Genomic DNA, 13,585 nt, shown 5'->3' with positions numbered 1-13,585 from the left:
ACACCTGAATTTCAAGGGTGTCTTTGTTCTAAGGAGACGACTTAAATGCCGATGGTCTCAGTCATCATCCCCACATATAACAGATTGCGTGAGTTGCGCGAAGCACTGACCGCACTGACAAAACAAATCTATCAGGATTTTGAAGTCATCATCTTAAACAATAACGGCGAGCCGCTGACTCCTGTCCTGACCGACTTTCAGGACAAACTGACGATCACGTCAATCGATTTGCCGGAAAATCACCATGTCCGGGCACGAAATCACGGTGTCTCGTTAGCAACCGGAAAGTATATCCTTCTCCACGACGACGACGATTTATTGTTGCCTTCGCATATCGAGGAAGTTGTCGGCGATCTTGAGGCCGGTGCGGACTTGACGTACGTCGATGCCGAACTGTTCACTTACGAGTGGCAACAGGGCCGGCGTGTCGTAAAAACGACGGAACCGTTTGCTTATCCGTATGACCGGGAAGCGATGAAAGAGGATTCAACCTATATCCCGTCCGGTTCCCTCTATCGCAAGTCACTTCATGAAGAACTTGGTTTATTTGACGAAGACGTCTTCAACTATTGGGATTGGGACTGGATTTTGCGTGTCGGACAGGATCATCTCGTTCTGCACCCGGCCCGTGCAACCGTCCTATATGCGTTTAATCCTTCGGGCAACCACCAATCGGCTAAGCAGGATGCGTCGCGTCGCGTCTATTTTGACCGCCTCGTCGAGAAGCATCATCTTCCGACAACTGATATGAAAAATTTCCACATCGTTCAAGAGGAACGTCGCTCCCGGCTACGCGAGACACGCCGGACGTTTCACGGCACCCTGACAGAAAGCGAGTGATGATTGTGTACACAGACAAACAACTAGAACTACTGGAATTATTGACGCAGAACGGACCGGTTGATTCTGCCCTGGCTGCTCAAATGCTTAATTTGACAGAGGACGAGGTGTTATCTTCACTCGAAACGTTTAAACAAGACGGCGTCCTGCTCGGTTATACAGCCGTCATCGACTGGCAAAAAATCCATGCCCACCACGGCGTGACCGCTTTCATCGATGTCAAAGTGACACCGAAACGGGGACGCGGCTTTGATGAAGTCGCAGAACGCATCCACCGGTTCCCGGAAGTGACGTCACTCTATTTGATGTCAGGAGCATACGATTTGCAGGTCGTCCTTGACGGAAAATCCCTGCAGGAAGTATCACAGTTCGTCTCAGAAAAATTATCGACACTCGATTCCGTTATTTCGACGACAACCCATTTCCGTCTCAAAACGTATAAACATGACGGCGTTTTATTCAGCCAGAATGACGGGGACAAACGATTGAAGGTGTCTCCATGAAACATTTATCTGAACGTGTCGAACGATTGGCCCCTTCCGGTATCCGGCGGTTTTTCGATTTAGCCGGTTCGATGGAAGATGTCATCTCGCTCGGTGTCGGTGAACCCGATTTTGTCACCCCCTGGAATGTCCGGGAAGCCAGTTTCGCTGCGCTCGAACAAGGTTACACGGCATACAGTGCCAATGCCGGATTGGTCGAATTACGCCAGGAGATCCGTTTATACATGCAAGAAAAATTTTCAATCGACTATCAGGTCGCGGACGAAATCATCGTCACGACCGGTGCTTCGGAAGGGCTTGATTTAGCGTTTCGGACCTTGATCAATCCCGGAGACGAAGTCATCGTCGTCGAACCGGCCTTCGTCTCGTATGCTCCATTGATCGAACTGGCAGGCGGTATCCCGATTGCAGCAGCCTGTCGTGCAGAAGATGGATTTACGATTCAGCCGGAAACCATCGAAGCGGTCATTACGGAGCGGACCAAAGCCATCATCTTTTGTTTCCCATCCAATCCGACCGGTTCCGTCATGACACGCGATCAATTAGCCGATCTTGCATTGCTCGCGAAGAAACATGATCTTTATGTCATCAGTGATGAAATCTACGCGGAACTTTCGTATGAAGACGAACCGACTTGTTTTGCGACTCTTCCCGACATGCGGGAGCGGACGATTGTCATCAACGGGTTCTCTAAAGCTTTTGCGATGACCGGTTGGCGGCTCGGTTTTACCTGCGCCCCGCCCGCCATCAGCCAGGCGATGCTGAAAGTTCACCAGTATGGCATGATGTGTGCCCCGACGCTCGTTCAGTTCGCCGGAATCGAAGCCTTGCGCTCACGTCATAAGACCGTTCCGGATATGGTCCGCAGTTACCGGCAACGGCGGAACTATTTCGTCAAAGCGTTAAATGACGCCGGACTGCCGACGCATTCACCGGGTGGAGCGTTTTATGCCTTCCCGTACATCGGCGGGACCGGATTGACGAGCGAGGAATTCGCAGAGCAACTGTTGCTTGCGGAACGCGTCGCGGTCGTCCCCGGTTCTGTATTCGGTGCAAGTGGAGAAGGTTATGTCCGGGCCAGTTATGCCAGTTCAATCGAACAGCTCCAACAGGCAATTCACCGGATCAACCGTTTCATGCAACACTTGAATCAGAAACAGGTCGAACTATCGAATCCCTCAAGATGATTTACACCAAAAGAAGGGGCTGACTCAACAGTCAGTCTCTACAAAGATAAGGGTGGCAGAATCATAATCCGCTACCCTTATCTCGTAAAAAAAGAATCACTCGCTACACGCAACTCCTACAGGAAAAAGCGCATTTTTGCGCTGTCAGAGACAAACAAGACCCGCTTTCCTGCCTGAATGAGGCAGGAAAACTGGCTTGTGTCTCGCCTGAGGAAAGGGTGTGAAAGACGAGTGATTCTTTTTTGAGTCAGTCCCCTCTTTTTTAGTTACTCATCAACATGCAGGACGATAAACATCCGGTGGTCATCTTCCGCATGATACGGCGACACCGGACCGAGTTGCGGGGCATAGACATCAATCCGGTACGGTGCTTCTTTAAATGACAGCGGTGTCTGTTCCTTAATGATTCGTCCGATTTCATCAGCCTGATCTTTGACGCTTCGTAAACTGTCAGTCCGCTCGATCGGAGCCTCGATGACAAATCCATCAATGCCTTCAATCCGGGCGCAACGCAGGAATCGGCGTAACGATGGTAATGACGCTTGAATATGCGTCTCGAGTGAGAGGCCGCTTTCATGGACGGGTGCACCCCAAAGCCTTTCCGTATTGCCCGTTGCGCTTCGGAAATGATCAATCGTCGCTTCCGTCACCGGATCACGTGTCAAAGCAAACCGTTTCCGGTCACGATTCAGATTCTTCTCGTTTGTCCGGTCGATTTCTTGCAGAAGGTTTATTCCGAGGGGACGGGCCAACCGGAACAGTTCACGCTGGAGACGGGCGAGCGATGTTCCGATCGGAATGATGTCTTCTGTTTGTTTCGGCGGCTTGTCCCCCTCATATCCGTTCATGACACGCGCGACTTGCCCCGCTTCATGAACAAGACGGTAAAACGAACCTCGCGCCTCGTCTTCGATCGTCTCGAGCTGTTGATGTTGCTGTGCTAAATCCGTCACGTATTGATTCGCAAGACAGGTCGAAATCATCAGCACATCGACCAGTTCCGCTTTAAGTGACAACTCATCTCCGGCTTCGAACGCTTCTCCCACTTCACCGACTTCCTCAATCAAGCGGGCTAATCCCGATAACGGGCGAAAATATCCTCCGAGCGCCCGAATCGTTTCATCAACCTTTTGTTGAAGACGAATCATCTCCTGCATCGTCCCGCACCTCCGCCATTCCCTTCACAAGCCGGTCTTCCGATTGTTCCTTAAATCGTTTCGTAAACTGCTGGTTCTTCCGCCATTCCCGAACAGCGAGTCCGCTTGCAACGGCGAGCGAGACGAGTAATCCCATTTCTTTTCGTTTCATCTGAATTCCTCCCCTTTTGAATGATACGTTCGTCTGACAAACATGATATGATGATGACATTCCATACATAGTAAGAGGTGTTGCTTATGTCGACTGAGCGTTTGTGGCAATTAGCCCGTTTCATTGGCGTCATCCTTGCCATCTTTTTCACCGGTTGGCTGATCGTTCGCTTGTCTTCTTTCATGTACCCGTTCGTCTTTGCTTTTCTACTGGCTTTATTCAGTCGGCCGCTCGTCGACTTTTTCCAAAAACGACTTCGGATCAACCGCGGTTGGGGTGCTCTGCTGTCTATCATTTTAATGAGCGGTCTATTGATCGGCTCGCTCGTCTTGATCATCATGCAGTTGATTCGTGGACTTGTGTTTGTCGCCAATCAGCTGCCGGCACAAATCCAGGAGCTGAGTCTTTATTTCCAAAAGCTCTACAACGAAAAGCTGGCACCGATTTGGAACGATGCGTCGGAAGCCCTTCGCTCGCTTGAACCGTCACAACAAAACACGGTCCAAAACAGTATCCAGTCCCTCGGCAGTTCCCTTGCCAGTGCGATCGGCGAAGGCTCCAAAAGTATCGCCGGGATGTTGCAGACGATTTTAGCGACGTTACCCTCAATCGCGTTGATTTTGGTCATCGTCTTGCTCGCCTGGTTCTTCATCTCCAAAGACTGGCACAAGTATGAAATCAGATTGAAGCAATACGAAATGTTACCATGGTTCGCCCGTGCCGAATCGGTCGTCACGAGTCTCCGGTCCGCTTTGTTCGGTTACATCAAAGCGCAACTGACATTGATTACGATTACCTTTTTCATCGTCCTGATCGGGCTGTTGATCATCGGCGTCGAGCATCCGTTTGCGATCGCCTTTATCGCGGCATTTTTTGATATCTTGCCCTATCTTGGAACCGGCTCCGTCTTTTTGCCTTGGATTGCCTATTCCATCATTACGGGAGATACGGGTCTTGCCATCGGTCTTGCGATCCTTTACGGAATCGTCATCTTACAACGCAATATCATGGAACCTAAAATCGTCGGCGATAACATCGGTATTCAACCGATCACCGCCTTGATCGCCTTATTTGTCGGTATTCAGGTGTTCGGCGTCTTCGGATTGATTTTAGGTCCCTTGATTGCGGTCATCATCAAAGCGTTACACAACGCGAGGATTTTTCATTATCTTTGGGACTTTATCAAAGGATCACCTACACCATTTCGGTGAAGGTGATTTTTTTCGGTAATGCGGCATATAACGGAAATCCCATCGAATCAACCGGACAATCGTCCGGCACATAAACTGCCGGTAACGTGGCGGCAACTGCCAGGAGACAAGCATCAATCCAGTCGTCTGTCGCAACACCGCGCACATTTAGTTCCCAGTAAGCCGGACAACCGTATCGCTGCAATAGCGCAATCCGTTCCGCCATTCCCTCGACCGTCCGTTTACTGTGACGTGCCGGATGACCGGTCAAGCGGGCAAAACAGACTTCCGGATGGGATTCCATCATGCCCGGTCGATACCCGTTCCGTACCTGTTGGATTTTTGGTAACAGATACCACGCTTGTTTGGAGAGACCGAAACCTGCCTGCTGCTTCGAATACTCGTTTGCTTCCGGATAACCGGCTTGCTCCAGTGCTGCACGCAACGGGGCATTAAAGACACTGCTCGTTCGGCCAGGCTTCAATTCTTCCCGTAACAACTGATCGACTGCCCGGCGTTTGTCTTCTTCAAGTCCAATCGGCATATCGATATAAGTCCGGGTTCCGCATTCGATTTCGTCGAGTGACGGAGCAACCGTCCAGGAAAACTGACCGTCTTGAATCGACACAGCCACCCACCCGGCTTTCGCCGCATCAATTCCGGTGACGTCCATTGGACTTCTCCCGCAGACTCTTCAGCAGCGATAAAATCGTAAAGACACCAAAAAAAGTCGCTGCCGCTAAAGGAATCTGTTCCCGTGAATCCAGGTACCAGACGATACTAACAATCGTCACTAAAATGAGGATGCTGTTGACGCGCATCATTTTTCGCGTTCGACGAAATGATACAGACTGCGGACCATGACACCGGTCGCCCCTTTTGGACCAAGTTCCGTCGCGGCTTTTTGTTCGGACGTTCCGGCGATATCGAGGTGGAGCCACGGAGTCTCACCGACAAATTCACCGACAAAGGCACCACCGAAAATCATATGTCCCATCCGTCCCGGTGAGTTGTTTAAGTCGGCGACGTCCGAACGTCGGACCTGCTTGATGAACTGATCAACGTACGGCATCTGCCAGACCATTTCGTTTGTCTCTTGTGTCACGACTTCAAATCGTTCGTACAGATTGGCATCATTCGTCAATGCCCCTGTGATTTCTGTTCCAAGTGCCACTAAGACTCCGCCTGTCAGCGTCGCAAGGTCAATGATCATCTTCGGCTTGTATTCTTTGGCATAGGTGACGGCATCTGCCAGGACAAGGCGTCCTTCCGCATCGGTGTTCAGGATTTCAATCGTTTTTCCTGCCATTGACGTGATGACATCATCCGGTTTAAAAGCATCACCGGAAATCATGTTATCCGTCGCCGGAATGACTCCCAAGACGTTGACATTCGGTTTAAGTTGACCGAGGGCTTCAAACAGTCCGAGGACGGCTGCCGCTCCTCCCATATCCCCTTTCATCCCGACGATTCCGTCTTTTGGTTTAATCGAGTAACCGCCTGTATCGAAGGTCACCCCTTTTCCGACGACGGCAATCGGAGCCTCATCGCCTGCTCCTTTGTATTCAAGGACAATCAGTTTCGGTGGAATTGTCGATCCTTGATTGACGGCAAGCAAAGCACCCATTCCGAGCGCTTCCATATCTGTTTTTTCAAGAATGTTCAAATCATGCCCGTGACGCTCGGCAATAAAGCGGGCTTCATCCGCCAAAGCAGGTGCCGTCAACAGGTTACCCGGCATCGTGACGAGACGGCGCGCGAGATTCGTCGCTTGCGCAAGTGCTTCCCCGCGTACAACATCCTGATCTCCCGCGTCTGACCAGATTGTTAAATCCAGATCATATGTGACCCGCGTGTTAGTTTTATAATGTTTGACTTCGTATGTAGCTAAGCCAAACGTCTCAGCAATCAGTTCGACCGGTTGACCCGGGAAAGTCGTTGCATCAATCGTCACTTTGGATAACTGGCGTGTTTTCAAGAACTGAGCTGCTTTTCCGAATAATCGGCGAAGACTGTCCGTCGTAAGTCCTTCGGCTTTCCCCAGACCGACGAACAACACACGTTCCACGGTTCCCGTCAGTGTCGGCAACAAGCGGAGCTCTCCTTGTTTCGTTGAGACATCCCCTCGGCGTACCCATTCATCCAAACGATCCGGATAAAGTGACCGGATCCGTTCCTCGACCGGCTGGTTTCCTGAAATACCGACAACGAGTACTTCGACATGAGCTTGTGGATCTACTTGATTCCATCGCATATTTAAATCCCCCTTTAGTGTTACGTATTAGTATGAAGTGTTTAATCCGATTTTCCAACTGATAGCCTCCAAGACAAATGAAACCGCTCTCAAAAAAGACGTTCTTTAATTTGTCGATTTGGAGCGTTTCAAACAATTGTTGCCCGTTTCACAATATGATAGGATTAAACAGGTGAAAAGGACAGGCACTTCTATTTAACGGTCATTTGGCAACGACAGAAATGTCTACGTTTTCATTCAAAGGGAGAGTCCGCAAGCGACCCGTTAAGAGAGATGCGTTTATGGGTATCTATAGATAGCAAAGAAATGACGTCGCTGCGGCGAAAAAACTTACTGAAAAGAGGGTAATGCACATGGCACAGCACATCAAAGGAATTGGCGCTTCTGCAGGGATTGCGATTGCAAAGGCATTCGTAATGGAAACACCTGTCTTTGACATTCCAACGAATAAAATCGAGGACTCGGCAGCTGAAAAGGAACGTTTCCAAGCCGCTATCGTTAAGTCGAAGGGTGAACTTGAAATCATCCGTGAAAACACATTAAAAGAACTCGGTGCAGACAAAGCGGAAATCTTCTCGGCTCACCTCTTGATTTTGGAAGACCCGGAAATCGTCAGCCAAGTCAACGCAAAAATTGACGATGAGAAGACCAATGCAGCGCAAGCACTCGATGAAGTCTCACAGATGATGGTCATGATTTTTGAATCCATGGATAACGAATACATGCGTGAGCGTGCAGCCGATGTCCGTGACGTTACAAAACGGACGATGGCCCACTTGCTCGGTATCACATTCGTCACACCGGCTCAAATCAATGAAGAAGTCATCATCATTGCCGAAGATTTAACACCTTCAGATACAGCACAACTCAACCGGAAGTATGCAAAAGGATTTGCTACAAACATCGGTGGACGGACTTCGCACTCGGCGATCATGTCCCGTTCTCTTGAAATTCCGGCTGTCGTCGGAACAAAAGTCGTCTTGACGGAAGTCAAACACGGTGATTTCTTGATTCTTGACGGTACGGAAGGTGACGTCATCGTCAACCCTTCAAGCGACCAGATCGCAGAATATGAAGAAAAACGTTCAGCGTACATCGCTCAAAAAGAAGAGTGGAAAAAACTCAAAAACGAAAAAACAGTTACAGCAGACGGTCATCACGTCGAGCTCGCAGCGAACATCGGAACACCAAACGATGTCAAAGGCGTGCTTGAGAACGGTGCGGAAGCAGTCGGATTATACCGGACAGAGTTCCTTTACATGGACGCTGAAACGTTCCCGACGGAAGACGAGCAGTTCACGGCTTACAAAACGGTTCTCGAATCGATGGGCGATAAAAAAGTTGTCATCCGGACACTTGATATCGGTGGCGACAAGGAATTGTCTTACCTCGATCTCCCGCATGAGATGAACCCGTTCCTCGGCTACCGTGCAATCCGTCTTTGCCTGGACCAAACAGATCTCTTCCGGACACAGCTCCGTGCCCTTCTCCGTGCAAGTGCGTACGGAAAACTTGCTGTCATGTTCCCGATGATCGCGACACTTGAAGAATTCCGTGCAGCAAAAGCGCTTCTCTTGGAAGAAAAAGCAAACCTTCAAGCAGAAGGAGTGACGGTTTCAGAAGAGATCGAAGTTGGTATGATGGTCGAGATTCCATCAACCGCTGTCATGGCGAAACAATTCGCGAAAGAAGTCGACTTCTTCTCAGTCGGAACAAACGACTTGATTCAATACACGATGGCAGCTGACCGGATGAATGAGAAAGTTTCATATCTCTATCAACCGTTCAACCCGGCTATCTTGAACCTCTTAAACAATGTCATCACAGAAGCACACAAAGCAGGCAAATGGGTCGGCATGTGTGGGGAGATGGCTGGAGAAGAACTCGCGCTTCCAATCCTTCTCGGACTCGGACTCGACGAATTCTCGATGTCAGCTTCTTCTGTCCTTCGCGCACGCAGCTTGATGACGCGCTTGAACAAAGCAGAGTGTGAAGCCATCGTCGAAGAAGTACTCGATATGGATACAGCGGAAGATGTCGTTAACTTCCTCAGCACAACGTTCGATATCAAAAAATAAGGTGTTTCGGACACGTCCCATCTCGGGGCGTGTTTTTTTGTCGCGTCAAAAGGAATTACTGCTTCTCTCTAGTATTGTGCAACACAAATAAGGGACGGATTTTAAAATCCGTCCCACTGTTTTCGCTTCAAAGAAATCATTTGATGCACGAGACTCCTACAGGAAAAAGTGCAGATGTAAACTGCGCTGTCAGAGACAAACAAGACCCGCTTTCCTGCACACACGGGGCAGGAAAACTGGCTTGTGTCTCGCCTGAGGAAAGCGAGTGCATATCCAAATGATTTCTTTTGAGTCAAATTTTGTTCGTTGATCTTCTTTTTATGCTTGCTTTGTTTTCGGTCGTTCGCCTTGTCCTTCTTTTAAGGTCGGTCGTTCATTCCCCATCAGGAACACAAAGACGACACCGAGTACGGCTGGAATCAACGCCCACAGATAGACGGACGAAATCGATTCTGCAAGTGAGGACTTGATGGCATTCGCTACTTCGGGCGGCATTTTCACAAGGGCCGAAGCCGTCGGAAATTGTCCGCCGTCCGGTGCGTTTCCACCCGGTAACTGTTCACTGATCGTCGATGAGAAGGTCCGCGATTGGACGATTCCAAGGACCGTCACACCGAGCGTCATACCGATCGTCCGGAACGTCGATCCCATCGATGTGGCAGCACCGCGTCGTTGCATCTCAATCCCGTTGATACTCGCCAGGTTGAGTAACGAAAAGCTGAAGCCGACACCAAACCCTAAAATGATCATATAAATCGTAATGGCTGTGCGTGATGTTTCAAGCGACATCGTACTCAAGAGATAAACGCCTAATAAGAAGAAAACAGCTGAAACGAGCATGACATTCCGGAACCCATATTTATTCGGTAATCGTCCGCCGAGTTGAGCCGAAACGACGGATGCAATCAGCATCGGCATCAAAATCAGACCCGAGTTGGTCGCACTGCCTCCGAACACACCTTGGACAAAAATTGGAATGAAGACACTGGCAGAGATAAAGACAAAACCGTAAAAGAAGGCGACGCCTTGTGTCGCTGCAAACAATTGCCGTCTAAATAAGCTGAACGTGATGACCGGATCAGCTGCCCGGCGTTCGATGAAACCAAAGATGATGAAGGCGACGAGTGCCCCGCCAAACAAACCGAGGATTTGCGGTGAGTTCCACGCATAATCTTTTCCGCCCATTTCAAGCGCCAGCAGGAATAGGACAAGTCCGGCAACCAACGTCACAGCTCCGGCATAATCAATTTTTTGTGTCCGGTGAACCGGTGACTCCTTGTAAAACAGTGAAACGAGTGTTAACGCCAAAATCCCTAACGGAATATTGATATAGAAGACCCAACGCCAGTTGATGGCATCTGTTAAGACGGCACCAAGCAACGGACCAAAGATACTTGAAATTCCGAAGACGGCTCCAAACAATCCACTGACTTTCCCCCGCTTTTCCGGTGGGAAAATATCAAAAATAATCGTAAAGGCGATTGGCATTAAAGCACCGCCGCCAAGACCTTGAACGGCACGATATACGGATAGTTCCACGATTGAGTCAGCCATTCCGCAAAGAATACTTCCGGTGATGAACAGTAACATCCCAAATAAGAAGAATCGTTTCCGACCATACATGTCACTCAATTTACCAAAGATCGGCATCCCGGCCACAGTCGCAATCATGTAGGCCGATGTGACCCATGCATATTGATCAAAGCCGTTTAATTCACTGACGATTGTCGGCATTGCTGTTGCAACGATGGTATTGTCCATTGCCGCTACCAAAATCCCGATCAATAACCCTAACACGACGTAGCGTGTTTTTGTCGAAGTCGTAGCCATCGACTCACCTCTTTCTTTTCAAAAAATAGCTAATCTTCATAATAGCTTATTCATTGTATCATCGTATGTGCAAAATCTCACTGTTAAATGTTCGCTGCAATAAAAAAACACGATTCCACAAACGGAATCGTGTTCATCCTATAAAGCATTATTTAATGTCGTATGAAATCTTTTCACCGGCTTCGACTGTTTTTCCAACATCGACCGAGACTTTCCGGTCGCCGCTGTTCGTGACGATGATTGGCGTGAGTAACGATGGAACAAGTGGTCGGATTTGTTCCAGGTCGACGTTCAGTAACGGCGAACCTGGTTCGACCCGATCCCCGGCTTTCGCAAGTGCTTCGAATCCTTTTCCTTCCAGCGAGACGGTATCAATACCGATATGAATTAAAATTTCGTCTCCATTATCAGCAAGAATACCAATCGCGTGTTTCGTTGGGAAGAACGTCGTGATTTCACCGGAAACAGGAGAAACGACATATCCTTCTGTCGGCTCAATCGCATAACCGTCACCCATCATCCGTCCGGAGAAGACCTGATCCGGTACGTCATCAAGTGAACGAATCACCCCGCTCAGTGGCGAAACATATCCTTCAACCGGTACATATGCTCCATCTTTACCGGCTAAGTCAGAGCGGTCATCCGTCCGCGCTTCCGCTCCTGTCGGCACTTGTGGAATCGGATCGGCTTCCGGCTTAGCCGGCGGTTGATAGTTCGGGTCGTTCATAATTTCTGCCATCTCAGTCTTAATACCATCCGACTTCGGACCAAAGATTGCCTGAACGTTATCCCCGACTTCGAGGACACCGGCAGCACCGAGTTGTTTCAGGCGCTCTTTGTTGACACCTGATTTATCATTGACGGTAATCCGGAGTCGTGTGATACAAGCGTCCAAGTGTTTGATATTTGAAGGTCCACCAAAGGCTTGGAGAATTTCATACGGCAATTCACCGGCTGTCGCACCGGCCGTTGCTGCACCTTCCTGAATCGCTTCGCGTCCAGGAATCTTCAAATCAAATTTCTTGATGACGAAACGGAAACCAAAGTAATAAATGACAGCGAAGACAAGCCCTACCGGAATGACGAGCCACCAGGAAGTCCGGTTTGGTAAAATACCGAACAACGTATAGTCAATCAAACCTCCGGAGAAGGTCATCCCGATCTTGACGTTTAAGATGTCCATGATCATGAACGACAATCCGGCAAACAAAGCATGGACTGCAAACAGTAACGGGGCAACGAATACAAACGAAAACTCGACAGGTTCAGTAATCCCTGTCAGGAAAGAAGTCAGGGCAGCCGAGAAGTATAACCCTTCAACCGCTTTCCGGCGATCCTTCGCAACTGTATGATACATCGCAAGACAGGCAGCAGGAAGTCCAAACATCATGAACGGGTATTTCCCGGTCATATACGTTCCGGCTGTAAATGGAACACCATCTTTTAACTGGGCGAAGAAGATACGCTGATCCCCGTTGACGAGATTACCGGCTTTATCGGTATATTCACCGAACTGGAACCAGAAACTTGAATACCAAATATGGTGGAGACCAAACGGAATGAGGGAACGTTCGACTAATCCAAAAATGAAGGCAGATAACGTTTCGTTTGATTCGATGATGGTTTTCGAGAACGTGTTGATTCCCGTCCCGATTGGTGGCCAAATATAAGACAGTGCAAAACCAGCGACTAAACTGAATAGCGCTGTAGCAATTGGTACAAATCGTTTACCGGCAAAGAATCCAAGGAAATCCGGAAGCTTAATCTTAAAGAATTTATTATAGCTGTACGCCGCAATCAACCCGGCGATGATCCCTCCGAATACCCCCATTTGCAGGGTCGGGATTCCTAAAACGGTTGCATACGATAAGTCACTCGATTTTTGTGCTTCTGCAATCTTTTCAGGTGTAATCTGTAAAAATGAGCTGATAACTTTGTTCATGATCAAAAATCCGACAATCGCGGCTAACCCGGCGACCCCTTCACCATTCGCAAGGCCAATCGCAACCCCGACGGCAAACAGTAATCCTAAATTGGCAAAGATGATGTCCCCTGCATCTTGCATGACCCGCCAAATGACAACTAGTGCATCATTTTCGAGAAACGGAAGATACTGCGTCAGATTCGGGTTTTGAAACGCCGTACCAAACGCCAGGAGCAGCCCCGCTGCCGGTAGGATTGCGACCGGTAACATCAACGCTTTACCGATCCGTTGCAATACACCGAACACGTTTTTCCACATCAGTGATTTCCCTCCTTTTTTTGACCAAACTACTTACTTCATACCCTTAATGTTTCTTCCGCAAAACTATTTCCTTCATGTTTCTTTCCACAAAAAAAGAGCCTTCCCAAATCGGGAAAGCTCTTTTACTCATTAGACTGATTTTTCTTGTTT

The 13,585-nt window shown here is 49.0% G+C and carries 12 protein-coding genes; 5 read left to right on the top strand and 7 right to left on the bottom strand.

Translation table 11 applies throughout. The features are described from left to right. The first annotated feature begins 45 nt into the window (after positions 1 to 45). Genes DVG79_RS01595 through DVG79_RS01585 form a run of 3 tightly spaced genes read left to right on the top strand, consistent with a single transcriptional unit; the run spans position 46 to position 2,530 of the window. A complete protein-coding gene (locus DVG79_RS01595; protein WP_114595186.1) occupies positions 46 to 840 on the top strand; it encodes a glycosyltransferase family 2 protein in 795 nt (264 codons plus the stop codon). Further along, positions 840 to 1,343 carry an Lrp/AsnC family transcriptional regulator gene (locus DVG79_RS01590; protein WP_114595185.1) on the top strand — a complete coding sequence of 168 codons (504 nt, stop codon included), beginning with the start codon at positions 840 to 842 and terminating at the stop codon, positions 1,341 to 1,343. Before DVG79_RS01595 ends, DVG79_RS01590 begins: the two co-directional genes overlap by 1 nt. After that, positions 1,340 to 2,530: an aminotransferase gene (locus tag DVG79_RS01585; protein WP_114595184.1), complete on the top strand. Its 1,191-nt coding sequence runs from the start codon at positions 1,340 to 1,342 to the stop codon at positions 2,528 to 2,530. Before DVG79_RS01590 ends, DVG79_RS01585 begins: the two co-directional genes overlap by 4 nt. Before the next feature lie 266 nt (positions 2,531 to 2,796). Here DVG79_RS01585 and DVG79_RS01580 read toward each other — a convergent pair whose 3' ends face one another. Next, positions 2,797 to 3,687: a MazG nucleotide pyrophosphohydrolase domain-containing protein gene (locus DVG79_RS01580; RefSeq protein WP_233494503.1), complete on the bottom strand. Its 891-nt coding sequence runs from the start codon at positions 3,685 to 3,687 to the stop codon at positions 2,797 to 2,799. After that, a complete protein-coding gene (locus tag DVG79_RS01575; protein WP_114595183.1) occupies positions 3,653 to 3,838 on the bottom strand; it encodes a hypothetical protein in 186 nt (61 codons plus the stop codon). The genes DVG79_RS01580 and DVG79_RS01575 overlap by 35 nt, the downstream gene beginning before the upstream one ends. A gap of 86 nt (positions 3,839 to 3,924) precedes the next feature. On the opposite strand from DVG79_RS01575, the gene ytvI reads away from it, so the two are divergent. Beyond that, positions 3,925 to 5,049 carry a sporulation integral membrane protein YtvI gene (gene ytvI, locus DVG79_RS01570; protein ID WP_114595182.1) on the top strand — a complete coding sequence of 375 codons (1,125 nt, stop codon included), beginning with the start codon at positions 3,925 to 3,927 and terminating at the stop codon, positions 5,047 to 5,049. On the opposite strand, the gene DVG79_RS01565 is transcribed toward ytvI, so the two are convergent. From DVG79_RS01565 to DVG79_RS01560, 3 genes are read right to left on the bottom strand one after another with little or no spacing between them, the layout of a single operon-like run. Further along, complete coding sequence (locus DVG79_RS01565) at positions 5,033 to 5,701, bottom strand: DUF429 domain-containing protein (RefSeq protein WP_114595181.1); 669 nt, start codon at positions 5,699 to 5,701, stop codon at positions 5,033 to 5,035. The genes ytvI and DVG79_RS01565 overlap by 17 nt on opposite strands. Then, complete coding sequence (locus tag DVG79_RS16070) at positions 5,682 to 5,852, bottom strand: hypothetical protein (RefSeq protein ID WP_158537513.1); 171 nt, start codon at positions 5,850 to 5,852, stop codon at positions 5,682 to 5,684. Before DVG79_RS16070 ends, DVG79_RS01565 begins: the two co-directional genes overlap by 20 nt. Continuing rightward, positions 5,849 to 7,282, bottom strand: coding sequence for a leucyl aminopeptidase (locus DVG79_RS01560; RefSeq protein ID WP_114595180.1), 1,434 nt, complete (start codon positions 7,280 to 7,282; stop codon positions 5,849 to 5,851). The genes DVG79_RS16070 and DVG79_RS01560 overlap by 4 nt, the downstream gene beginning before the upstream one ends. Positions 7,283 to 7,635: 353 nt before the next feature. Between DVG79_RS01560 and ptsP the strand changes: the two genes are divergently transcribed. After that, positions 7,636 to 9,360 (top strand): phosphoenolpyruvate--protein phosphotransferase, encoded by a 1,725-nt coding sequence (gene ptsP / locus DVG79_RS01555; RefSeq protein WP_114595179.1) that lies wholly within the window; start codon positions 7,636 to 7,638, stop codon positions 9,358 to 9,360. Positions 9,361 to 9,678: 318 nt separating this feature from the next. Here ptsP and DVG79_RS01550 read toward each other — a convergent pair whose 3' ends face one another. Together DVG79_RS01550 and ptsG are read right to left on the bottom strand one after the other, a co-directional pair. Beyond that, a complete protein-coding gene (locus tag DVG79_RS01550) occupies positions 9,679 to 11,190 on the bottom strand; it encodes an MDR family MFS transporter (RefSeq protein WP_114595178.1) in 1,512 nt (503 codons plus the stop codon). 148 nt (positions 11,191 to 11,338) lie between these two features. After that, on the bottom strand, positions 11,339 to 13,432 hold the full coding sequence (gene ptsG / locus DVG79_RS01545) for a glucose-specific PTS transporter subunit IIBC (protein WP_114595177.1): 2,094 nt from the start codon (positions 13,430 to 13,432) through the stop codon (positions 11,339 to 11,341). Between the last annotated feature and the right edge of the window lie 153 nt (positions 13,433 to 13,585).

It is taken from the genome of Exiguobacterium sp. RIT594, from assembly GCF_003339585.1.
Taxonomy (GTDB): Bacteria; Bacillota; Bacilli; order Exiguobacteriales; family Exiguobacteriaceae; genus Exiguobacterium_A.
Note: the sequence above shows the minus strand (reverse complement) of the source record. Positions and strands in the feature narration are given on the sequence as shown.

Bases quoted from the DNA above. Each gene is read 5' to 3' on its own strand.
- DVG79_RS16070 (WP_158537513.1), bottom strand. From the start codon at position 5,852: ATGATGCGCGTCAACAGCATCCTCATTTTAGTGACGATTGTTAGTATC.
- DVG79_RS01565 (WP_114595181.1), bottom strand. From the start codon at position 5,701: ATGGACGTCACCGGAATTGATGCGGCGAAAGCCGGGTGGGTGGCTGTG.
- ptsG (WP_114595177.1), bottom strand. From the start codon at position 13,432: ATGTGGAAAAACGTGTTCGGTGTATTGCAACGGATCGGTAAAGCGTTG.
- ptsP (WP_114595179.1), top strand. From the start codon at position 7,636: ATGGCACAGCACATCAAAGGAATTGGCGCTTCTGCAGGGATTGCGATT.
- DVG79_RS01560 (WP_114595180.1), bottom strand. From the start codon at position 7,282: ATGCGATGGAATCAAGTAGATCCACAAGCTCATGTCGAAGTACTCGTT.
- DVG79_RS01550 (WP_114595178.1), bottom strand. From the start codon at position 11,190: ATGGCTACGACTTCGACAAAAACACGCTACGTCGTGTTAGGGTTATTG.
- DVG79_RS01590 (WP_114595185.1), top strand. From the start codon at position 840: ATGATTGTGTACACAGACAAACAACTAGAACTACTGGAATTATTGACG.
- DVG79_RS01585 (WP_114595184.1), top strand. From the start codon at position 1,340: ATGAAACATTTATCTGAACGTGTCGAACGATTGGCCCCTTCCGGTATC.
- ytvI (WP_114595182.1), top strand. From the start codon at position 3,925: ATGTCGACTGAGCGTTTGTGGCAATTAGCCCGTTTCATTGGCGTCATC.
- DVG79_RS01595 (WP_114595186.1), top strand. From the start codon at position 46: ATGCCGATGGTCTCAGTCATCATCCCCACATATAACAGATTGCGTGAG.
- DVG79_RS01580 (WP_233494503.1), bottom strand. From the start codon at position 3,687: ATGCAGGAGATGATTCGTCTTCAACAAAAGGTTGATGAAACGATTCGG.
- DVG79_RS01575 (WP_114595183.1), bottom strand. From the start codon at position 3,838: ATGAAACGAAAAGAAATGGGATTACTCGTCTCGCTCGCCGTTGCAAGC.